Here is a 22,798-nt window from a genome sequence, read left to right on the forward strand (position 1 = left end):
TATCGATTAAGACGTATGTTAAAAATAAATGAGCGAAAACTAATTTTCGCTCATTTAAAGATAACTCAACTGTTATTAATTTTAATATCCAGGATTTTGGTCGCTACCACTTATCATAGGATTGGCATCAATCGCAATTTGCGGTATAGGCATCACACGATGTACTGACGGATCAAAATTTCTTGTAAGCTGTAAATCGGGATTATCAAAGTTTTGATCTGGAAAAACTGATAGCTCTTGATCGTCTAAATTCCAGCGCACAAGGTCATCAAAACGTTGTTGCTCTCCACAGAGTTCCACCAAGCGCTCGTGCACTATGGCATTAAATACCTGATCTGGCGTATTCACAGGAAACCCTCGGGCATCCATGGTTGCAGTACCGTAATTTGGCATCTCAGCACGATCTCTTACCATATTTAACAAATCTATAGCTGGTTGTAAATTACTAGGATTTAAATTTAACTCTACTTCAGCTCTCATTAATAGAACGTCAGCATATCTCATAATCCTTACATTAACACCACTATTCTCTGACACATTTACATCATCATATAATTGCGAAAATTTATACCATACAGGTCCACCTACACATCCTGGGCATGGAAACTGAAATGCGTTACCTGGTCCATAACTATTTTCACTATCAATAAGTATGGCTGAATCTAACCTAGGATCATCTTGCTCAAACTCTTCAATAATTTTTGTGGACGGTCTTGCATTGGCCCAACCTGTATAATCTTGTGAATGAAAAGTCACTTCAGAAGTACCAACACCTGTTTGTGCCCATCGTTCTGATTCTGTCCCTACTTCACCGTTATACCCGATTTCGAACATGGACTCGTCGTTATGCTCACCAGACTCACTAAAATTATCGTTATATTGATCTAATGGCAACAAACTATGATTTACAACATTATCAAAAGCTGTTTTAGCCTGTGGATATAGTTCTCTATGTAAATATACTTTTCCTAACATAGCATAAGCAGCCTCTTGTGTTACACGACCAACATCTGTTATTCCTTTAGCCCAAGTTAATTGTGTTGATAATTCTAAATCCGCAATAATTTGCTCGTATACTTGATCTTCAGTTGCTCTTGGCTTTGGCTCTAATTGTGTTGCTAAATCCACGTTTAAAGGAACACCTCCAAAACGTTTAACCAAATGATAAAAATATAAGGCTCTTAAATAATAGGCTTGACCCAGTGCATTATCAACATCCTCTTCATTAAAGTTTGATGCGGCTGCATTAGTTCTCATACGTTCCTCATTACCAATTACAAAGTTACAAGCACCAATACCATTAAAGCAAGCTGTCCAATATTGTGCTATGTTATCTAAAGTCGCATTAAATTCAAAGCGATTATAAGGAGCATAATTTGGATCTCCACTAGACACTACCTCGTCTGACATAGCATCTGGAAACACATAGCCGATACGTTGATATAAGGTCTGAAATTGATTATAACTCGCATTTACCGCTGCTTCCACCTGATCTAAAGATTCAAAGAAAATCTCTGGATTTAATTCATTCGTGTTTTCTACAGGTACATCTTCATCACATGTTACGACTAACATCATACATACCAATGCTAAGTACCTTAAAACGTTATTACTACTTTTTTTCATATCGATAATTTTATGTCAATTAAAATTCTATTTGAATACCACTTAATACGGTTATTGGCCTAGGTTGTGCACTTCTATCAATACCTAAACCTGCCACCAATCCTGACGCATTATAAAATGGCGCAATTTCAGGATCTAAACCAGTATAATTAGTTAATGTTAATAAATTTTGCCCCTGTATGTAGATTCTGAATTTCTTTACAAATCCATTACCAGATTTATTAATCATGTTTTGAGGAAACGTGTAACCCACAGTTGCATTTCTTAATCTAAGATACGACGCATCTTCTACAAAACGAGTAGAAATTTCATTATTTATATTATTACCAAATCTAAATCTAGGAATATCTGTAATATCCCCAGGGTTTTGCCATCTGCGTAACACTCTTGTACCATAATTAAGGCCGTTATCTAAGCCTTCTAAATAATAGATATTACTATTTAAGGCATCTACTCCTTGCACACCATTAAATAGAACATTAAAATCCCATCCTTTGTACTCTGCTCTAAGATTTACAGCATACGTAAAATCTGGATTAGGATCTCCGATAACAGCTCTATCCTCTAAAGTTATAGTACCATCTTCATTAAGGTCTCTATATCTTACATCACCAGGTTGCACTGGCACCGCAGCTTGAGAGTTGTTAGGTAATTCTGCATCTATCTGTGCTTGCGTAGAATAAACACCATCAGCTACTAAACCAAAGAAATGGTAAGGTGCCTCTCCAACAGCCAATCTGTTTATTGGATTAGCAAAAGGTGGATTTAACCTTGCTAATTCAATAGGCTCGCCTGTACTTCCTAATCCTTGTACTTCATTTCTTGCTGTACTTAAATTTGACCAAAAGTTCCATTTAAAATCACCTTCATAATCATTGTAACCTAAAGTAAATTCAAAACCATCTACCAATACATCACCTACGTTACGTATTACTGCAACTCCACCTAAATTGTTACCAAGTATACCTGCAGAAGGTTGAATTTCTTCACCAAAAATCAAATCGTTACTTTCATTTCTATAATAATCTACGCTAAACTGTACTTTATCATAAAACAATCCTAAACTAAGCCCATAATTTTGCTTAATTTGGGTTTCCCACCTTATGTTTGGATTCGCTGCCCTGTTAGGTGTAATTCCTGGTACGGTTTCATCGCCTATTGATACTGGAGTATTAACCCCTAATGTTGGTAAAAATAAATTTACCTGATTACCTGTTCTATTATTACCTGTTTCACCATAACTCGCTCTTAATTTGAGTGTGTTAATGGCTTCTATATCAAAAAAGGACTCGTTAGACACATTCCATCCTGCAGATGCCGATAAAAACCAATCTGTTGCATTTTCTGGTGAAAACCTTGAAGAAGTATCGCGTCTACCAGAGGCACCAAATGAATAACGATCATCGTATTCGTAACCTCCAATAAAAACAATAGAATTTAAGTTTTCTGGCACAGAAAACGATGTTGCTCTAGCATTAGGTGAAAATGCTTCAGGTATTGCCGAAGACACTTCATTGTTATCTGAAATTGAAGCTGATTCTAATTTTATTTTTGTTTGTTCTAAAGATGCCGAAGCATTAATGGCATGTTTGCCATACGTTTTATCAAAAGCAAGCGTATTGGTAAATATAGTTTGCCCAAACGTTTGTCTATCTTTTCTAATAAAATTTATAGGATTCTCAAAACGGCCTCCAGATTCTTCAAAAGACCTAATTTGAATATCTCGAAGTGTTAAATTTGTATCTAAACCTAATTGAGATCTAAAGGTTAATCCATCAGTTATTTTAAATTTAGCAAATACACTACCAATTAAAGATGTAAAACGTGTAAGATTATCTTGATTATCTTGAATTCTTATTTGATTACGAGAATCATTAAGATCACCAGAGCCTGTTCCTCCGAAAAGTCCATTTTCTCTTATTGGCACATAAGGAGCTTGTCCTATAATATTCTGAAAAGGATCTCTACCCCCTTCAAATTCCGGGAATACAGTTTCACTAAAACCTAAAGACATTGTTTGTCCTATAGCTAACCAATCTGTTACTTTAGCATCTGTACTTAAATTCACCGTGGTTCGTTCAAAACCAGTTTCTATAAATACACCATCTTGTACTAATCTAGATAAGCCAAGGTTGTATTTTGCTTTTTCAGTACCACCATTAACGTTAAAGCTAATATTGTACATTGGTGCTTGTCTAAAATAAGCATCTTGCCAATCTGTATCTATACCATTGCCATCAAAAAGTGGATTGTCATTAACACGCTCTATAGGGAAATCTGGCCCACCATTTTGACCTGCTAATGCATTGACCTCTCTAAGAAACTGAATATATTGCTCTGTGTTTAACAGATCGTATCTTCTATTAAATTCTTGAATCCCTGTAGTGGCTTGTAAATTAAACGAAACTTTACCTGCTCTACCTTTTTTTGTCGTAATTAATACTACACCATTAGTACCTCTAGATCCGTATACGGCCAAAGATGCAGCATCTTTTAATATATCTACTTTTTCAACACTTCCTAAGTCTAAACTATTAATACTATTTGTAAATACACCATCTACAACGTAAAGTGGAGTACCATCTCCAAAGGTATTAACACCACGTATTTGTATTAATGTTTGTGATCCTGGTGTTCCGCCATTGGTAATATTAACACCAGCTGCTCTTCCTTGCAGTGCCTGCCCAAGATCTGCTGTAGGGAATTCGCTTAAATCTTCAGCACTTACAACAGCTACAGATGTGTTTTTTGGCTTACCGTACGTTACAATGACTACTTCATCTAAACCCAAGGTATCCTCAAGAAGCGAGACATTAATTTCGCTTTGGCCTGAGTAAACAACTTCCCTTGTTTTAAATCCTACATAAGAAAATACGATAACGTCTCCATTGGTCACTTTTTCAATAGTATACTTTCCTTGAAAATCTGTAACACTTCCTTTACTAGTACCCTTAATAATTACCGATGCTCCCGGTAATGGTCCGTCATCCGTAGTTACCATACCAGTAACTGATTGCCCTATTGCCTTGTTTGCAAAGATCAATAGAAAAACAATGATTAATTTTTTTAAATTCATTTCTTAAAATTAGTTTTAGAATTTGTTAGCTTTAAAAATTGGATGACCATAATGTCTCCACTTAACTATTAATTGACGTGCAAGTTAAATTTCAATACAATTTAAGCATAATATATTTGATGCAATAATTGTGTCATATGTTGCATTTAATAAAAAGCTTAATGTTTACTTAGAGTTTTAACATTTTGCAAAAGGATTCTTTTTTTATCAAATGCTTTAAAGCTATTTAATTTACTTTTTCCGTTTTGGTAATTCACCAAATTGCTTTTTGTAACATACTGTAAAGTAAGACGCCGATAAAAACCCTACTTTATGAGCCACCTCGCTAACATTTAAATTTTTGTTGTTTTCAAACATTGTTTTAGATCGCTCTAACCTTATTCTTCTAATAAATGCAACAGGCGATAATCCTGTTAGGTTTTTTATTTTTCTGTAAACTTGGCTACGGCTCAGACAAAGATGAGAGGATAGTGTTTCAACATTTAACGCTGTGTTTTCTATATTATCTTGTATATAACTCATTACACGTTGAATAAAATCATTATCCAAGTTTACGCCATCCGCATTATCCTTTTCCTCTTGTATTACATTGGTATTGGTATGCTTAAACATGCGCGTCTTTTTTAGGAGTAGTTGCTCTAAAATAACTTTAAGCTCCTTAGTGTCAAAAGGCTTTACAAGGTATGCTTCTGCACCTGACTCTAATCCTTTTATTCTGTCTTTGGTTAGATCTTTAGCCGTAAGCATAACGATTGGTATTTGACTTAGATTTGGATCTGATTTCACTTTTTTACTGAAGTCTAAACCGTCCATAACAGGCATTATTACATCTGTTATAATAATATCTGGACGATGTTCTATGGCTTTAAACCAGCCTTCTTGTCCATCATTGGCAATGACTAAATCATAATCTTGCTCTAGTATAGAAATGAGGTAATCTTGAAGATCCACATTATCCTCTACTATAAGCAACTTCTTTTTAATTTGCTTTTTTGATAGTAAATCTTCTATTTTATATGGGTTGATTTGATTTTCTAATTGCGACTTACTTAATAATTCTTCATTATTTTTACTAAATGAAGAATCTAAATCCTCTAAATATTTTTTATCGCGTGGTAAAAAGATTTTAAATACCGACCCTTTACCAAGTTCACTATCTACCTCTACTATACCTTTATGGAGTTTAACAAAACTTTGCACCATCTCTAAACCAACACCTGTGCTCCCGTAGTAGGATTTATTTAGTTCACTGATTTGATAAAACCGCTCAAATATTTTTTTATAATCTTTTTGATCTATACCTGGACCATTATCCTTTACACTTATTTCTATTACAGGTACCGCATTGTTCTTATCTACTAGAGGCAGTATTCTACTTTTATTAGCATAAATTTTAACAAGTATACGCCCTTTATTAGGTGTTACTTTAAAAGCATTAGATAAGAGATTAAATAAAATTTTACCTAACAAACCGTTATCTGCCCAAATTTCTAGATTAACATCTTCGTATTTTAAGTCTAATTGTATAGATCTTCGATTTGATTCTTCATTAAAAAAACTAAGTATGTTCTTAACATTGTTAACTACATTAAATTCACTTAATTTAAGTTGCAGTTTATTAGATTGTAATTTTCTAAAATCCATAAGTTCGTTAATCAATCGAGATAGACGCTCTGCATTTTTATGAATAATTTGATATTTCTGGCTTACTGATTTAGAAAAACGACCGTCATCTAATTCTATTAAATCTTTTATGGGATTAATGATCAGCGTCAGCGGAGTCCGAAACTCATGCGAAATATTTGTAAAAAATTGAAGCTTTTGCTGCTGGAGTTCGACTTTTTGTTTTCTCCGTTCTCGTTCTAAACGGTAAGTGTTTCTCTCACTAATACGCTTTTTATAATAGAACATAACGGCATAAATGGCTAAAACTAATAAGAGCATATATAATAAATAGGCCCATATAGTCTTCCACCATGGTGGTAAAACATTAATCTTCAAAATTGTAGAGGCTTCATTCCATAAATTATCGTTATTAGATACTTTTAGCTTAAATCTGTAATTACCAGATTCTAAATTTGTATATGTAGCGCTTGTTTTTGAGCCTACATAGTTCCAGTTTTCATCAAATCCGTCTAAAAAATAGGCGTATTGATTCTTTTCTGGTCGTGTGTAGCTTATAGCTTCATAATCTATGGTGAGCACTGTTTGATCGTGTTGCAGTGTAATAACACCCAAATCTCTGTCATAACTAAAAAGGCTGTCTTTATCCTTATGATTTAACTTTTTATTAAATATTCTTACATCTTTAAGATAGGGCTTAGCTAAGTAAGGATTAGACTTAATATTTTGAGGTTCAATTGTATTTACACCACTCTTAGTACCAAGGTAAAGGACGTTATTATTGTCTTTGATCATGGCACGATCAATTAAGAAATTTTCTAACAATCCGTCGTATTTAGTAAACTGAATTACCTGTTTTAAATTACGATCAATTTTTAAAATACCTTGCTTACTACTTAACCAAAGTTGATCCTTTACAGGTTCAAATATGGCATTAACGAAAGATAAGTCATAGTCTGCTAACTCAAACCGCTCAAAGCTTTCTTCACCTCTTTTGTAAGTAAACAAACCACCACCATTAGTACCACACCAAATGGTTCCGTCTTGAGTTTCGTATATTTCTAATATTCTACTAGAACTTGGATGATCGGAGAATTTAGATAAAAGCCCCTCACTATGCGCTATAACATTAAATTGATTAACTTTAGGATTATCTATATGATATAGCCCAGAAGATGTCCCAACCCACAAATAACCAGAGCTGTCATAATAAATAACTTTAACATCTTTATTTATAATTTCTGAATTTGTATAACGTATATCCGTTGGTATTTTTATTTTACCATCAGCGCTATCATAATAATAAACACCTTCTAAAAAAGAGCCTATCCATACGTTTCCGTTAAGATCTTCTGTAAAGCATTGTACTTTATTAGTTTTAAGAACGCCTTGGGTATTATTTTTATTAAAATTTAAAAATGTCTTTGTTCCTTTTTTTAACAAAAATATACCCTGTCCCCAGGTTGCTACCCACGTGTTGCCTTTACTGTCAATAAATATGTTTTCTATATATAAGTCTTTATTAAGCCCTTTATATTTAGAATTTAATGCTCCAAATACGTTTGTAACCTTATGAGTATTCGTATCTAAAATGTCAATAGCATTTATCTGGGCAATCCATAATTCGTCATTAGTTTTAGCAAAAGCTTTTATATCATTTGTTAGAATACTGTTTTTAAAATCTTCTCTTTGTATGGATTTAAATTTACTATGATTTTGATCAAAAAACCCCAATCCATTCTCATAATAACCTAACCAAAGCCGATCCTCTTCATCTAGCAACATAGACCATATAGAATCTGATCCTATACCCTTGGTGTTTTTAGCATTATATCTATAATACTGTATAAGCTCACCAGCCGCATTAAAAATAAAAAGACCTTCATTTTCTAGAGCTACAAAAACGCTATTAACGTTGCTTATAATAGCCATTGTAGCACTTTCACCAATATTTAATTTAGAAAATTTTGTACGTGCATTTTTTAAATCACCTTTAAATGTTCCGCTCTTTAGCGTACCAACCCATAAATTTTCTTGCTTATCTAATTCTAAACGTGTTATTTGCTCAACTGAGTTACTGTTTTGTAGTGATATATGCTCAATTTGACCTTTTTCATAATAGCGCTCTAATTTAAGACCATCTGTTGTAGCTACATAAAGATTACCTTTGGTTGTAAATTTTAAATCAGAAATGGTTTGACCAGAAAATCCATAATCCAATAACTTACAATTCTCAAGATCCAACTTTTTTATACCATCATAAGTCCCTACAAGTATCTCATCTTCATATTGGGAAAAACATAATACACCTTCATAGTTATTATTTAAATTTTCACCATTATATGCTTCAAATCTTTTAAATGAATTTTGATTTTCGTCATAAAAACACAACCCTGCATCCGTACCCACCCAAAGCTTCCCAGATTTATCTAAAAACAAAGCACTTATTGAATTACTATTGATACTATTTAAATTTTCAAGATCGTGCCTGTAGTAAGAATACGACTTTCCATTAAACCTGTATAATCCTGCTCCCTCCGTACCAATCCAAATAAATCCGTATTTATCTAAAACTAAGGCGGTAATTGGGCGCTGAAAAATATTATTCTCTACAGAATTAAATTCTAAAGATGTATAATCTACCTGCGTCTGAGCACTCAATTTACCCAAACTAAGCGCGTATAGAAGCAGTAAGGTGCCTGTGAATTTCTTGAAGCGAAAAAAAGATGTTATATAATGTTGCATAGAGGTTAAATAAAGAACATTTTAGGGTAAATAAAATAAATTTTGTCGCATTTTAAACCTCAAATGTTGCAAAAAACAAGATAAAATCCTCTCTTAATCGCATTGAAGCAAGTAAAAAGTTATATTGCTGTGTAAATTTAAAAAAATCATATTGATATGCGATCTTATTTAGTAGCTCTAATGCTCATTTTTATTGTTTCATGTAATCGAGAATCACAATTTGATGCTGTGTTAATAGAAGGCCCAGCACCAACGGACGTTCAGGCTAATATTACGTTCGATAACATGGAACCTCCTTTTTTAGTAAATTTTAATCCCACGGCAATTGGCGCCACAGCCTTTGAAGTGCTTTCTGGAATACCAGGAGATCTCCCAATTTTAGTGGGCATTCAACAAGAAGTAAATTTTACTTATCCAGAGGCAGATGAAAACTTTTTTGCCACTATAAGAGCTATTGCTGCAAACGGTAAAGTTACCGAAGAACAATTTGAAGTTATTCCTCCAGCGGACCCTTGCGAACCTATTTTTAATGCACCTGTATCGTGGGATAATGGAAATAATCCAGCATTTTCATTTGGTTTTAATGGAGTTGACGTTCAAGTCGTTGCAAATCCTGATCCCTCTGGTGCAAACCCTGAAGTATCTAACGTTTTTGAAATTACACAAGACGGTGGCGGTAATTTTGATGGTTTTGGAGTACAATGTACTGCACCTATAGATTTTGCAGCCGAAGATAAAGTAGTACGTCTTAAATTTTGGTCTGACGTTCCACTTCCAATAAGATTAACTGTACAACAAGACCCAAACAACGAAACTGAACGTGAAGCAGAAGTAACGCTTGAACATGGTGGCACAGGTTGGGAAGAAATGCGTTTTGATTTTGCTAACGCAATAGCAGGTTTTACGGGAAGCTCAGCATTAGGTATTCCTGATGGCACATCATTTGTTCCGACAGGACAATACATTAGATTCCAAATGTTTATTAGCCCAGGTGACGATGTGGCTGGTACTTTCTATTTAGATGACGTTGGTGTTTGTCCATAATTTTTATTAAATCTCTATAAATAATGGTTTTATTTAAACGTACTTGGCTTTTGCCAATAGCTTTGTTGTGCCTTTTAACGGCTTGTAACAACAAATCTTCAGATAGAGCAACTACTGATAATGCAAAAGCTTCACCTAATTTTGAAGCAAGTGCAAAAGCTCTTGTTGCACAAATGACACTCGAAGAAAAAGTGTCTCAAATGAATTATGAATCGCCTGCTATAGAGCGATTAAATATTCCGGAATATAATTGGTGGAATGAATGTCTTCATGGTGTTGGTAGAGCAGGTAAAGCTACTGTTTTCCCTCAAGCCATTGGTCTTGCTGCTACTTTTGACAAAGGGCAAATGGGTAAGATTGCTAACATCATATCTGACGAAGCCCGTGCAAAACATCACGAATTTGCATCAAGAGGTAAAAGAGGTATTTATCAGGGACTAACCTATTGGACTCCAAATATTAATATTTTTAGAGACCCTAGATGGGGACGCGGTATGGAAACTTATGGAGAAGATCCTTTCCTCACAGGTGAGTTAGCTGTACCATTTATTAAAGGTTTACAAGGTGATGATCCTAATTATTTAAAATTAGTAGCAACAGCAAAGCATTTTGCTGTACATAGTGGCCCAGAAATTGATCGCCATAGTTTTAATGCCGTGCCAAGTACGCAAGACTTTTTAAACACCTACAGTCCTCATTTTGAAAAAGTAGTTAAAAAAGCAGATGTATATTCTATAATGTGTGCTTACAACAGTTATAATGGTGAGCCATGTTGTGGTAATTCTGAACTCTCTAATTTACTAAGAGATGATTGGGGTTTTAAAGGGTATATTGTTTCCGATTGCTGGGCAATAAGAGATTTTTATGATGAAGGTGCCCATGAGATTAGCGCAGATGCAAAAGAAGCCTCTGCAATGGCTGTAAAGGCTGGTACAGATTTAAACTGTGGAGACTCTTACCCTGCTCTTGTTGCAGCAGTCAACGATGGTTTAATTACTGAAAAAGAACTAGATGTTTCCTTAGAACGACTTATTGTTGCGAGATTAAAATTAGGTCTATTTGCACCAGAAGGTGATGTTAAATTTGAAAACATCCCATACGATGTTGTTGATTCAGAAAAACACAAATTAGCAGCATTAGAAACTGCTCGAAAATCAATGGTGTTATTAAAAAATAGCAACAACACATTACCATTAAATAAAGATAACATACAAAAAGTTGCTGTTATTGGTTCTAACGCTGATGATTTAGAAGTGCTTTTAGGTAATTATAATGGTTATCCATCAGAACCCGTATCACCCTTAGATGGGATTAGGCAAAAATTACCAAATAAAGAGGTAAAGTATGCCATAGGTAGCAGTCTAGCAGAACGATTACCTATTTTTACTGCAATACCTAATTCAGTCTTATTTACAGATGATAGCAAAACAGTAAATGGGCTTAATGCGGAGTATTTTGATAATACAGAATTTAAAGGCCAACCAAAGCATACAAGAATTGATAAAACTGTAGATTTTACGTGGAGAACCGATCCACCTTTTGATGATTTAGCGTATGATAAATATGCCGTACGTTGGACGGGAACACTCGTTGTTGATGAAACCAGAAGTTATGCACTTGGAGCTGAAGCTTTCTCTTCTGTAAAGTTATATTTAAATGACAAATTGTTGATTGATAGAACCGATGATCATCATCCTAATAAAACCTATGAAGACGTAAAACTAATTGCAGGAAAAACATATAAAATCCGTTTTGAATGTACCCAAGATAATACAGAGCATTCAATCATGCGCCTTTTATGGGGACGACCAACAAATAATCTAGAAGCAGAAGCACTAGCTATTGCAAAAAAATCTGATGTTGTTATTATGTGTATGGGTATTAGCCCGCTTCTTGAAGGTGAAGAAATGAAGGTTAAAGTTGATGGTTTTGCTGGTGGTGATCGTTTAAATACTAAGTTACCAAAAATACAATCAGATTTAATTAAAAAAATTACTGCATTAGGCAAACCAACTGTTTTAGTGTTATTAAATGGTAGTGCATTATCCATTAACTGGGAAAACGAAAACGTACCTGCTGTTTTAGAGGCTTGGTATCCTGGGCAAGCTGGTGGCACTGCTATTGCAGATGTTATTTTTGGTGATTATAATCCTGCAGGAAGACTTCCTGTTACGTTCTATAAAAATATTAATGATATACCTCCGTTTAAGGATTACAGTATGAAAGGTAAAACCTATCGTTATTTTAAAGGAGACCCATTATACGAATTTGGATACGGATTAAGTTTTACTTCATTTAAATATTCCAACTTTAAAGTACCAAAAAATATTTCGGTAAAAGATAAAACATTTTTGATTGAAGTAGATGTAGAAAATACAGGAGACTATAATGGAGATGATGTGGTACAGGTTTATGTTTACAATGACAATGTTGATGAATTTAACCCTCACAAATCCCTTGTTGCATTTGACCGTGTACCATTTAAAAAAGGAGAAAAGAAATCTTTAAAATTCGAAATTAACAGCGAGCAACTAAGCGTTGTAAATAAAAATGGTAAAAAAGTAATCCTACCAGGCGACTATAAAATATCTATTGGAGGCGGACAATCTTCTGAAAAAAGTGTTAAAGAGGGTTCTGTTATTTTAAAAACAATATCTGTTTTATAAGACTCTAAATTAATTTTATTTCTTCAGGTAAATAATTAAAGAGCCACGCTCGCTTTGCATTAAAAAATTAAAAAAGGCTACCTATTCGGTAGCCTTAAAAACTCAATTTAATCTATCGCATTTATAGCGGTAAATTTGCTTTAATAATTATTTTTAGTTTTAGTCACTTTTATAGCGTTAGAAAAACCGAAACAATCATCTAGATTATCCATGGTCGTACCCATCTCTAAACCTTGTAAACTATCTTCATATCGTAAGTACCATATTAGACATACACCAGGTCTTGCATCTTCAAAATTAACTCCTTGCACAGCATCTAATGTTGGTGGTAAGCCTAATATACCACCTTGATCATCTGTAATAATGTAAGTTCTATTAGTGCCTGAAGCGTTAAGATTGTTTAAAGCTATTCCGCTTACCATATCTGGGGTTCGTCAATAGTAAAATTAAATACTCCTCCTGTTAACTCACCTGCTTTTGGTTGATTTCTATTTACTGCTACTGGATTAGAAAAAACACAATTTCCTGATAAATCATTAGTATTTAATCCAAATTCTAAACCTTCTAAGCCATTTTCATACCGTAAATACCATATTAGACATACACCAGATGATGCATCCCTAAAATTAACTCCTTGATCGGTATCTAATGTTGGTGGCAAACCTAAAATATTCCCTAAATCATCAGTAATTACATATGTACGATTAGCACCAATTACATTCGGATTATTTAATACGATTCCTCTAACCATATCTGGTGTACCATCAATACAAATTGTAAACGGACCACCTGTTAGTTCACCTGCTTTTGGAACAATAGATAGCTCTACGCCATCATCATCATTACTGCAGGAAACAGCAAACAAACTAACTGCCATCATACCCTAAAATTATTATTTTTATCATCTTTAATTATTTAAGATAATATTTTAAGAACACATTTAGAGACCCTACAATGATTAAAATGTTAGGTAGCTAACAGTTGCAGTTATTTAATGGTAATCTCAATGAAAAGAATGAGTTAAATTTTAATAGAAAAATATAAAGCAATGATTCATAACATGGCCTTGCATTTATACGTTGGTAACATATAACACCAAAGGTTTACGACGAGCGTATTAAATAAGTATTAATCTCCCAACAACATTTTAGGTGTAACTACAGTTCTAAAACCAATATGTTCGGCAGAGGAGTCAGTCGTATTACCCATCCTTGCTGAGGCTCTATAACTGGCGCAATAGGAATCGCTACATAAAAAAGAACCGCCTTTTATTACACGTTCTTTAATGTACGGATTGTTGGGATTGTAAGCTTTATTTGCGCCTTTAGGATTCATTGAGATCTTATCCTTAGTTGCCAAGTGATTGTAATAATTTATATTGTACAGGTCTGCTGTTAATTCCCAAACATTACCTGCCATATCAAATAAACCAAATCCGTTTGGCGGATACGATTTTACAGGTGCTGTACTTTCAAACCCATCTTCTAAGGTATTTTTTACAGGAAATTCCCCTTCCCAACTATTGGCTTTTTGAGATAAAACAGCTGGTGCATCTCCCCAATAAAAGATAGTATTAGCCTTTCCGCCTCTAGCAGCATACTCCCATTCCGCTTCAGTTGGTAAACGTTTTTTTGCCCATTTGCAATAGGCTTGAGCATCTTTATATGTTATATGAACTACAGGGTAATTATCTTTACCTTCTATGCTAGACTCTGGTCCATTTGGATGTTTCCAATTGGCTCCAATCTGCCATTTCCACCATTGTGAAACATCATAAAGATTAGAAATCGAAGTTTTTGATTTCTTAAAAACAAGTGAGCCAGGTTGCATAATGGAATCGTGAGGTTTGGGAGTACCTTCTGGTAATTGAACTTTCATCTCTTCCCAATCTATTTTGTGTTCGGCAACAGTTACATAGCCTGTTTCGTTTACAAATTCTGAAAATTGTGCATTGGTGATTTCAGTTATATCCATAAAAAAGCCATCAACAGTTACCTTATGCTGAGGTTTTTCGTGCTGCATTGCCATTTTATCCTGTGGCACTGCACCTTGTAAAAATGTTCCCTGAGGAATCCACACCAAACCCTTAGGCGGATTATTAATGAGACTATCGAGTACGTTTTTTGGTATTACCGTTTTATTATTTGTAGGCCCTACTTCCTCTATATGGCCTTTAGAATTCTTTTTAGTTGCATCTTTACAGCTAAAAGCGGTAAGTACACAAATAGTAATTACAATTAGGTGTTTAATAGTTTTCATCCTTGGTAATCTCAACTAGAGTCTTAATTAGCAATCAAAACTAGTATATTTCAACTTTTAATTATGAAAATCGTATAAAATATTTGTGCCTTATAAGGTAAAACCTTAAGAATTCTTCTTCTGTATAAATTTACTGAAGACCAAAAATAATATACCACATAACAACCATGCAGGGAGCGTTACAAAAGATAAAAACACATCAAACTGAACAGAAATAAAATAAAACAGCCCAAAGCTAATAGCCCAAGCAAAGAACACAGCCTTGTTAAAAGAGATATTGGCACTATCTGCATAGTTTTTTATAAGACCTGCCTTTTTATGAAAAAAGTGTTCAAATACGATTACGGCTCCAAATGGTGCTAAAATAAAACCGTAAAGTGCAACAAAACCTAATAATTTCATTGCAAAGGCAGGAAACAATCCTGCTATGGTAGCAATTGCTCCAGCTAAAATAGTAACCTTTGCTGTAGATAATTTTGGTAAAATGGCTTGAAATGCTAATCCTGCTCTATATATTGTTGGGTTTGCTGTTGTCCAACCTGCAAGGACTACTGCTATGATTCCAAAAATACCTATAGCATTATTCGCTAAAGGACCTGGTGCTACAGGTGGTGCATCTCCATTACTTAAAAAGGCTTGTGCTTCTGGTGATTTTAAATAGACTGCATATAATAATGCTGCAGCTATCCATGCCATATAATGGCCAACATACATACCTGCAGCAGTTGTCCAACCAGCTTTTGCTTTTTTAGCAAATCTAAATACTGATAAGTCTGACATACCAATATGCATAGCACCATTAGCAAACCAAGACCATATAACAACATGCCAAAAAGTAAATTTTATTTGTCCAGGAAATGGCTCTGAACCTTCACCCCAAATATTCCAAAAATCAGAAAAACTAGAAACACCTAATTGATTAAGTGCCACAATACCACAAGCTAGGAAAGCTATAACTATAATTGGTGACATCCAGTTGGCAGCTTTGGTTACTGTATCGTATCCTCTTGCTGCAATTATAGATATTACCGCACCAATTAAAATAACAATTATAACCCAAGTTAAACCATTGGGCATGGTATCTGTTAATTTTGGCATTGGCATATCAAACGGTATACCAACAGCTGTAGCAGAAACGGTAATCATAGAACCTGCTAAAAAGCAAAATAAGATACCATTAGCAAGGTTATAACCAGTTACTAATTTCTTTCCACAAATTTTTTCTAATTGAAAATAAAGTGTCAATCTATTTTTTACAGCGATTTCAGCAGTGAGAAATCTCCAACTTAAAACAGCTAATAAATTTCCTAACAATAGACCTATTATGAGATCAAAAGCACTCACACCAGCGGTTAAAAAGAGTGGGCCAATCATAAATTCAGTTCCAGCAGCATGCTCTCCAGCATACATTCCTAAAAAGCTTTTCCATCCTTTAAGTTTGGAATGTGGTACTGGTGTTCTTTCAAATTCACCACTTCCAACGTCTTCTATTTCTACTGATGTATCACTCATATTTAGTTAGTTTAGTTAGTTTTTGTTAAATATAGATTACTTAATTAAATGATCAGGAAAATCTGTTGTTTTCTCACAACATAATTGCTCCATCACCTGCTGTAATTCTGTTTTTAGTAATGAAATGGTATGGTCTCCACCTTTATTACCTAAAGCAGATACTCCGTACATAAATGAACGTCCCATAAATGTAAATTTAGCGCCACTAGCCATAGTCCTAGCTATATCTGGACCAGAGCGTATACCACTATCCATCATCACCTCTATTTGGTCTCCGTATTTTTCTGCAATGGTAGACAATGGCTTAATTGTAGATTGCCCTGCATCTAATTGACGACCACCATGATTAGATACGATAATACCATCTAATCCTAATCTAATAGCTTCTTCGGTATCATACTCTGAAGCTACACCTTTTAATACCAATTTGCCTTTCCAAATATCGCGGATAGGCTTAATTTTTTCTTCGTCTAAACGTCCGCTAAACGTTTGGTCCATAAATTTACCTAACTGCTTTAAATCTAAATCCTTTGGCATGTAAGGTTTTAAAACTTCAAAGTTTGGAATACCGTGTTTTAAGGTTTGTAAACTCCAATGTGGTCTTCCGAACGCTTGTAAAATATTAGATATATTCATTTTTGGTGGCATTGCCAAACCGTTTCTTATATCTCTTGGTCTAAACCCGAATGTTGGTACATCGCATAAAATAACCAAAACAGGACATTCCGCAGCTTCGGCACGTTTTATTATATCATCTCGCAAGCTATTTTCTGTTGGATGATAGAGTTGAAACCAAGCTTTACCCTCAGTTAACTCACTGGCACGTTCAATACTTGTTGTTGTTACTGTACTGAGTATAAACGGAATGTTGTGTTTAAAAGCGGCCTTAGCCAAAATTTCTGGCGAATTTGGCCACATAAGACCTTGAAGTCCAACTGGCGATATACCAAAAGGCGCATCATATTCAATACCAAAAAGTTTAGTTTTTAATGACGACCCGTGATGTTTTCTTAGGTAATTAGGCTTAAGTTGTACATCTCTGATTTCGGCCGTATTTCTAATTAAATTTACGTCTTCATTACAGCCTCCATCTAGATATTCAAAAGCAAATTTCGGTATCTTCTGTTGTGCTCTCTTACGTAAATCATCTATTGATGGGTATCTTGTATCAAACTTTAAAGCCATAATGCTTTTAATTTTATTTTCTTAAACTTCGCTATTGAGTGTTTGCAAATTATTATTTTTAAATCACTAACTTACTATAAAAGGCACATGCTTTTTTAAGGCATAATTCTTCTTTAAAAACTTGGAGTTAAGCTTATTATCTGAAATTGATATTGCAGCACCCAAAGCAGAACCTAATGAGGCATCTGTAGTACTTAACTTTTTATCTCTAAAATGATGTGATAGCAACTTAATATAAATATCGTTGTTACTAAAACCACCATCTACATATATTTTAGCAATATCGTCTGTACCTAGAGCGTCTCTTATTGTTTTTATTTGAAGCAATACAAGCTCTATCATTAAATGATGGTAAGCATGCTCGTACTTATCGTAAGACATGCGTGTTTTACTTGGCATATCCTTATCGACTATACTTTCCCACTTAAAACAGTGCTGAAAGTCTTGCATAATTTCGAAATAAGTATCATAATCAAATTTAACCTTTCGGTGATAATCGTCTTCAACACCAAAAAGCGCATCTAATTTAGCCACTTGCAGTTTATATTCGTTACCCAAAAACATGCGTGTGGCTTTAACAGGTTTACCATTAATACGCATATAATTTAAGCTATCTCCTGTATCTGTAGTCGCTGTAGCCTGGTCTGTAAAAGGATTAAATACAATACTCCACGTCCCAGTAGATACTAAAACGAATTTCTTTTTAATACTTCTTACATAAGGTAATAATGCCGCAGAACTATCGTGTATACCAACACCAATTTTAATACGATTACCGTTGTAATTCATATTAATACTTGTTTCTGTTGATACTATTGGTGGCAAAATACGATCAAAACCTTCTTTATACACCCAAGAGTGATAATCTTTTTTGCTATAATCCCATAGTGCGGTGTGGCACCCTATACTTGTATATTCGCTTAAAGGAATACCTGTAAAAACATAACTTAGGTATTGCGGTAGGTGCAAGGCATATTTAATTTTTTTAAATAGTTCTGGCTTATCTTTTTTTAACCAATAGAGTTGCAAGCCAGAATTTAACATACTTAAGTCTCCACAACCTGTTGTTTTTAGAAATTCTTCTTTTGGACCATAAGTTTCAAAAAAAGATGTTACTATCTCACCTGGTAAGGGCTTTGTGTAGTTATAAAGTGGTGTTAATGGTTCCCCATTTTCATCTAAGTGCACTAAACTTGCTCCGTAAGTTGAAAAATTAATTGCTTTTACATGAAACTCTTTAGCCTTTAAAATACGATCAAAAACACTTTTTAACCACTTTTGCAATGCTGGAAGATTCTCCGTAGGATGACCGTCTTCATCAACAATTTCGTTAAATGTGATGTATTCTTTATGAACTTCTTTAAAGTCTTTATCAAACAGAAAAAACTTTTTATTGGTTTTACCAATATCAAAAACGGCAGTAACTTTTTGCATCATTTAAATAGTTTATAGTCCTGTAGCTACCGTATTTTTACCTCTTTCTTTAATAAGTTGCGCTCTTAATCCTAGGCTTCTGTAAGCATCTATAGGACTTATGGCTCCACCTGTTTTTAAACGTGCTTTCTCTAATAATGATCTTACATCTGTTCTGTAAGCTCCTTGAAGAATTTCTTGGCACTTTACTACATCATTTTCTAATTGAGCAGTTCTTAAGGCGGTTTGGTCTATTAATAAGGCCTTAGCATAGGCTTCTTGTATGGCTTCTAAGGACTGTATTAAATCTTCTAATGGATCTTTTATGTTATGACTCGCATCAATCATCCAAGCTAAGTCTGGATTTTGAGGATTGTTTTGCATCCCATAAACCAGTTCATTAAAAATTAAGAATAAGGCATATGGTTTTATGCTACCAACAGTTAAATCGTCGTCTCCATATTTACTGTCATTAAAATGGAATCCTCCTAATTTACCTTTTAACTGTAAAATAGAAACAATTTGCTCTATGTTACTATTGGGTAAATGATGTCCTAAATCTACTAGCGTATATGCTTTATCACCACAACCATTAGCTAACATTAAGGATGCTCCCCAATCTTGGATTACAGTACTGTAAAAATTAGGCTCGTAAGGTTTGTACTCTACTAAGAGTTTCCAATCTTCTGGTAAGCCTTTATAAATATCTATTAAACTGTCTTGTGTATTTTGAAACGCGGTTTGAAAGTTATTCTGTCCTGGAAAACTCGAGCCATCTGCCAACCAAACGGTTAAGGCTTTAGACCCTAATTTATCTCCAATTTTAATAACATCGAGATTATGCTGTATCGCTTGATCTCTTACGGCTTTACTCGTATTACTTAATGAGCCGTACTTATAACTTTCGGTAGCGTCCTTTTGATCTTGAAATGTATTCGAATTTACAGCATCGAATTTTATATGTAAAGCATCTGCTTTTTCTTTGATGGCTTTATAATCTGAAGGGATATCCCAAGGAATATGCAGTGAAACGGCTCCTGCTGTTTGCGTTAGACTATGTAATATACCCACATCTTCTATCTTTTGCTCAAGGTTTGATGGTTCTCCGTAAAACGAAAAACGACCAAAACGTGTACCACCTGCTCCTAATGCCCAACTTGGGATAGCAACCTGAAATTGAGATAACTTTGAAACAATATCGGATACATCTTTACCCTGTTTTGTTAATTTATTTGCTAAAAAATCAAAGTTTTCTGAATGTTCTTGATTCTTACTTTTATTTGAATCTTGAATGTGGTCTTTATTTATTGTCATGTGTGTATTTTTACTAAATTAGAAAGTTACTCCCATAAACTTTTAAAGCGTTTATGGGAGTAGGCTTTCTCTAACTAAACTAAAAAAAATATTTATTTATCTTACAAAGGCATTGGCCATTCCGCCATCAACATTCAAAATGTTTCCTGTAGATTTATCGAGTAATCCTACGAATGAGAATACTCCGTTAGCTATATCGTTTGGCGTAATAATCTCATTTAATAAATTACGCTTTGCATAAAATGCTGGTAACTCATCAACTGTAATTCCATTAGCCTTAGCACGTCCTTCGGCCCAAGCGCCTTCCCATATTTTACTTCCAACAATAACACCATCCGGGTTTACTGTATTTACTCTAACTTTATCTTTTGCTACCTCTGCTGCCAATAAACGTACCATGTGTTGCTGTGCTGCTTTTGCAGTGCCATAAGCAACGTTATTAGGACCAGCAACTAAGCCATTTTTACTTGCAATAGCAATGTAATCTCCTCCAAGACCTTGCTTGCGTGTAATGGCAGAGAATTGTTTAGCTAAGTCAAACTGCCCTTTAACGAGTATACTTTGTAAGATGTTCCAATCCTTATCTGTTGTTTCTAATAATGGTTTTGATATTGCTAGTCCTGCACTATGTACCACAATATCTACACCTCCAAATTCTACACACGCTTTTTTATAAGCATTGGCTATGGACTCTGTGCTAGTGACATCGCAAACGGCATAGGTCGATACATCTCTTTTATAGGTTGCATTTGCTGTGATAAGACTTTCTTCATTAATATCTGTTAAAACAACATTGGCACCTTCGGCAGCTAATTTATCTGCAATTGCTTTTCCGATACCACCACCAGCACCAGTAACAAACGCTACCTTTCTAGATAGTGGTTGCTCTTTTGGCATACGTTGTAATTTTGCTTCTTCTAATAACCAATATTCAATATCAAAAGCTTCTTGTCTTGGTAATGATGTATATTCGGTTATAGCTTCTGCGCCTCGCATTACATTAATAGCATTGATATAAAACTCGTTTGCTACTCGCGTTGTTTGTTTGTTTTTAGCAAAACTAAACATCCCAACACCTGGATAAATTATAATAACTGGGTTTGCATCACGCATCGCAGGACTATTATCCTTTTTACAGGTATTATAGTAATCTGCATATTCTTGCCTGTAAGCCTCGAAAGCTGGCTCTAGCTTCTTAAAAATAGCATCTGCATCTGACAGATCTTCATTTTTATCTAATGTTAATACTAAAGGTTGAATTTTAGTTCTTAAAAAATGATCTGGGCAAGACGTACCCATAGGTGCTAATCTTTCCAGATCATTGCTATTAATATATTCCATGACCACATCTGTATCAGAGAAGTGACCAATCATTCTATTTTCAGAAGAACAGAGTCCTCTTAATAAAGGCATAATTTGTGCTGCTTTTTCTCGACGTTCAGCCTTTGGTAAACTTTCGATTTTTTGCCCACCAAATACACTACCTTTTTCTTTTATCTTTTTCTCAATAAATTCAGAAGCCATTTCAATAACTTCTAAACTATTCATATAGCACTCATAAGAAGTATCTCCCCAAGTAAATAAACCATGAGATCCTAAAACGATACCTCTAATACCTGGATTATCTGCTAAACATTTTTCAATCTGAAGACCTAAATCAAAACCAGGACGTTGCCATGGCACCCAACCCATTGTGTCTCCCCAAATTTCTTTGGTTACTTGTTCACTATCCTTAGCCGCTGCAACTGCAATTAAAGCATCTGGATGTAAATGATCTATGTGTGCAAATGGCAATAAGCCATGTAACGGTGTATCAATTGATGGTGCTTTACTATTTAAATCAAATATACAGTGGTTAAATAAACCAACCATACGATCTTCATCCTCTAAACCTCCATAAACCTTTTTTAAATCACGTAGTCGTTTAGTATAGATTCCTGCTATTCCACTTCGGTTTAAAGTTCCTATATCTCCACCAGAACCTTTTATCCACATTACTTCGACATCCTCGTTAGTTAAAGGATCTTTTTCTATAGTCCTGCAGCTTGTATTTCCTCCGCCGTAGTTTGTTATTCTTAGATCTGCACCTAATATATTAGAGCGGTATAAAAATAACTCAACTTGGTTATCGCCAAGTGCAGCTGCTTTTTCATCATCCCACAAATAATCTACGTATTTAAATTCCTTTGTTATTGTCTTCATAAATAGTGTTAAAATAAATTCTTAATCAAATATAGATGTGATTAAAAACTTTTGTATCCTGTACTGTACCGTATTGTAAACGATTAATTTTAAAATGATGTAATTTTTAATACAGATTCATTTTTCACTAAAT

13 protein-coding genes are annotated in these 22,798 nt (G+C 34.4%); 2 read left to right on the plus strand and 11 right to left on the minus strand.

Annotated features, from left to right (window positions below; translation table 11 throughout):
- Positions 1-81 precede the first annotated feature (81 nt).
- The 3 genes from Q0800_RS09385 to Q0800_RS09395 all read right to left on the minus strand — a co-directional run bounded on the left by Q0800_RS09385 (position 82) and on the right by Q0800_RS09395 (position 8,986).
- Entirely contained in the window at positions 82-1,626 is a 1,545-nt protein-coding gene (locus Q0800_RS09385) for a RagB/SusD family nutrient uptake outer membrane protein (RefSeq protein ID WP_299129110.1), read from the minus strand.
- A 19-nt stretch (positions 1,627-1,645) separates the two neighbouring features.
- Positions 1,646-4,702 (minus strand): TonB-dependent receptor, encoded by a 3,057-nt coding sequence (locus Q0800_RS09390; protein WP_299129111.1) that lies wholly within the window; start codon positions 4,700-4,702, stop codon positions 1,646-1,648.
- Positions 4,703-4,933: 231 nt separating this feature from the next.
- Positions 4,934-8,986 carry a hybrid sensor histidine kinase/response regulator transcription factor gene (locus tag Q0800_RS09395; protein WP_299129112.1) on the minus strand — a complete coding sequence of 1,351 codons (4,053 nt, stop codon included), beginning with the start codon at positions 8,984-8,986 and terminating at the stop codon, positions 4,934-4,936.
- A 240-nt stretch (positions 8,987-9,226) separates the two neighbouring features.
- Between Q0800_RS09395 and Q0800_RS09400 the strand changes: the two genes are divergently transcribed.
- Complete coding sequence (locus tag Q0800_RS09400) at positions 9,227-10,114, plus strand: hypothetical protein (protein ID WP_299129113.1); 888 nt, start codon at positions 9,227-9,229, stop codon at positions 10,112-10,114.
- Between the two features lie 23 nt (positions 10,115-10,137).
- The gene (locus Q0800_RS09405; RefSeq protein WP_299129114.1) at positions 10,138-12,780 is read left to right on the plus strand and encodes a glycoside hydrolase family 3 C-terminal domain-containing protein; all 2,643 of its coding nucleotides are present in this window, start codon (positions 10,138-10,140) and stop codon (positions 12,778-12,780) included.
- 140 nt (positions 12,781-12,920) lie between these two features.
- Here Q0800_RS09405 and Q0800_RS09410 read toward each other — a convergent pair whose 3' ends face one another.
- The 8 genes from Q0800_RS09410 to Q0800_RS09445 form a co-directional block, all read right to left on the minus strand.
- Complete coding sequence (locus Q0800_RS09410) at positions 12,921-13,202, minus strand: hypothetical protein (protein ID WP_299129116.1); 282 nt, start codon at positions 13,200-13,202, stop codon at positions 12,921-12,923.
- Entirely contained in the window at positions 13,196-13,660 is a 465-nt protein-coding gene (locus Q0800_RS09415) for a hypothetical protein (protein WP_299129117.1), read from the minus strand. Before Q0800_RS09415 ends, Q0800_RS09410 begins: the two co-directional genes overlap by 7 nt.
- Before the next feature lie 248 nt (positions 13,661-13,908).
- On the minus strand, positions 13,909-15,039 hold the full coding sequence (locus Q0800_RS09420; RefSeq protein ID WP_299129118.1) for a formylglycine-generating enzyme family protein: 1,131 nt from the start codon (positions 15,037-15,039) through the stop codon (positions 13,909-13,911).
- Between the two features lie 105 nt (positions 15,040-15,144).
- Positions 15,145-16,551 (minus strand): hypothetical protein, encoded by a 1,407-nt coding sequence (locus Q0800_RS09425; protein ID WP_299129119.1) that lies wholly within the window; start codon positions 16,549-16,551, stop codon positions 15,145-15,147.
- Between the two features lie 36 nt (positions 16,552-16,587).
- Positions 16,588-17,736, minus strand: a complete 1,149-nt coding sequence (locus tag Q0800_RS09430) for an alpha-hydroxy acid oxidase (RefSeq protein ID WP_299129120.1) — start codon at positions 17,734-17,736, stop codon at positions 16,588-16,590.
- A 66-nt stretch (positions 17,737-17,802) separates the two neighbouring features.
- A complete protein-coding gene (locus Q0800_RS09435; RefSeq protein WP_299129121.1) occupies positions 17,803-19,173 on the minus strand; it encodes an FGGY family carbohydrate kinase in 1,371 nt (456 codons plus the stop codon).
- A gap of 9 nt (positions 19,174-19,182) precedes the next feature.
- Positions 19,183-20,463, minus strand: coding sequence for a sugar isomerase (locus Q0800_RS09440; RefSeq protein ID WP_299129123.1), 1,281 nt, complete (start codon positions 20,461-20,463; stop codon positions 19,183-19,185).
- A 96-nt stretch (positions 20,464-20,559) separates the two neighbouring features.
- Positions 20,560-22,665: a bifunctional aldolase/short-chain dehydrogenase gene (locus Q0800_RS09445; RefSeq protein ID WP_299129124.1), complete on the minus strand. Its 2,106-nt coding sequence runs from the start codon at positions 22,663-22,665 to the stop codon at positions 20,560-20,562.
- Between the last annotated feature and the right edge of the window lie 133 nt (positions 22,666-22,798).

The organism is uncultured Winogradskyella sp. (assembly GCF_937958655.1).
Lineage (GTDB): Bacteria > Bacteroidota > Bacteroidia > Flavobacteriales > Flavobacteriaceae > Winogradskyella.

Bases quoted from the DNA above. Each gene is read 5' to 3' on its own strand.
- Q0800_RS09385 (WP_299129110.1), bottom strand. From the start codon at position 1,626: ATGAAAAAAAGTAGTAATAACGTTTTAAGGTACTTAGCATTGGTATGT.
- Q0800_RS09390 (WP_299129111.1), bottom strand. From the start codon at position 4,702: ATGAATTTAAAAAAATTAATCATTGTTTTTCTATTGATCTTTGCAAAC.
- Q0800_RS09400 (WP_299129113.1), top strand. From the start codon at position 9,227: ATGCGATCTTATTTAGTAGCTCTAATGCTCATTTTTATTGTTTCATGT.
- Q0800_RS09405 (WP_299129114.1), top strand. From the start codon at position 10,138: ATGGTTTTATTTAAACGTACTTGGCTTTTGCCAATAGCTTTGTTGTGC.
- Q0800_RS09410 (WP_299129116.1), bottom strand. From the start codon at position 13,202: ATGGTAAGCGGAATAGCTTTAAACAATCTTAACGCTTCAGGCACTAAT.
- Q0800_RS09415 (WP_299129117.1), bottom strand. From the start codon at position 13,660: ATGATGGCAGTTAGTTTGTTTGCTGTTTCCTGCAGTAATGATGATGAT.
- Q0800_RS09420 (WP_299129118.1), bottom strand. From the start codon at position 15,039: ATGAAAACTATTAAACACCTAATTGTAATTACTATTTGTGTACTTACC.
- Q0800_RS09425 (WP_299129119.1), bottom strand. From the start codon at position 16,551: ATGAGTGATACATCAGTAGAAATAGAAGACGTTGGAAGTGGTGAATTT.
- Q0800_RS09430 (WP_299129120.1), bottom strand. From the start codon at position 17,736: ATGGCTTTAAAGTTTGATACAAGATACCCATCAATAGATGATTTACGT.
- Q0800_RS09435 (WP_299129121.1), bottom strand. From the start codon at position 19,173: ATGATGCAAAAAGTTACTGCCGTTTTTGATATTGGTAAAACCAATAAA.
- Q0800_RS09440 (WP_299129123.1), bottom strand. From the start codon at position 20,463: ATGACAATAAATAAAGACCACATTCAAGATTCAAATAAAAGTAAGAAT.
- Q0800_RS09445 (WP_299129124.1), bottom strand. From the start codon at position 22,665: ATGAAGACAATAACAAAGGAATTTAAATACGTAGATTATTTGTGGGAT.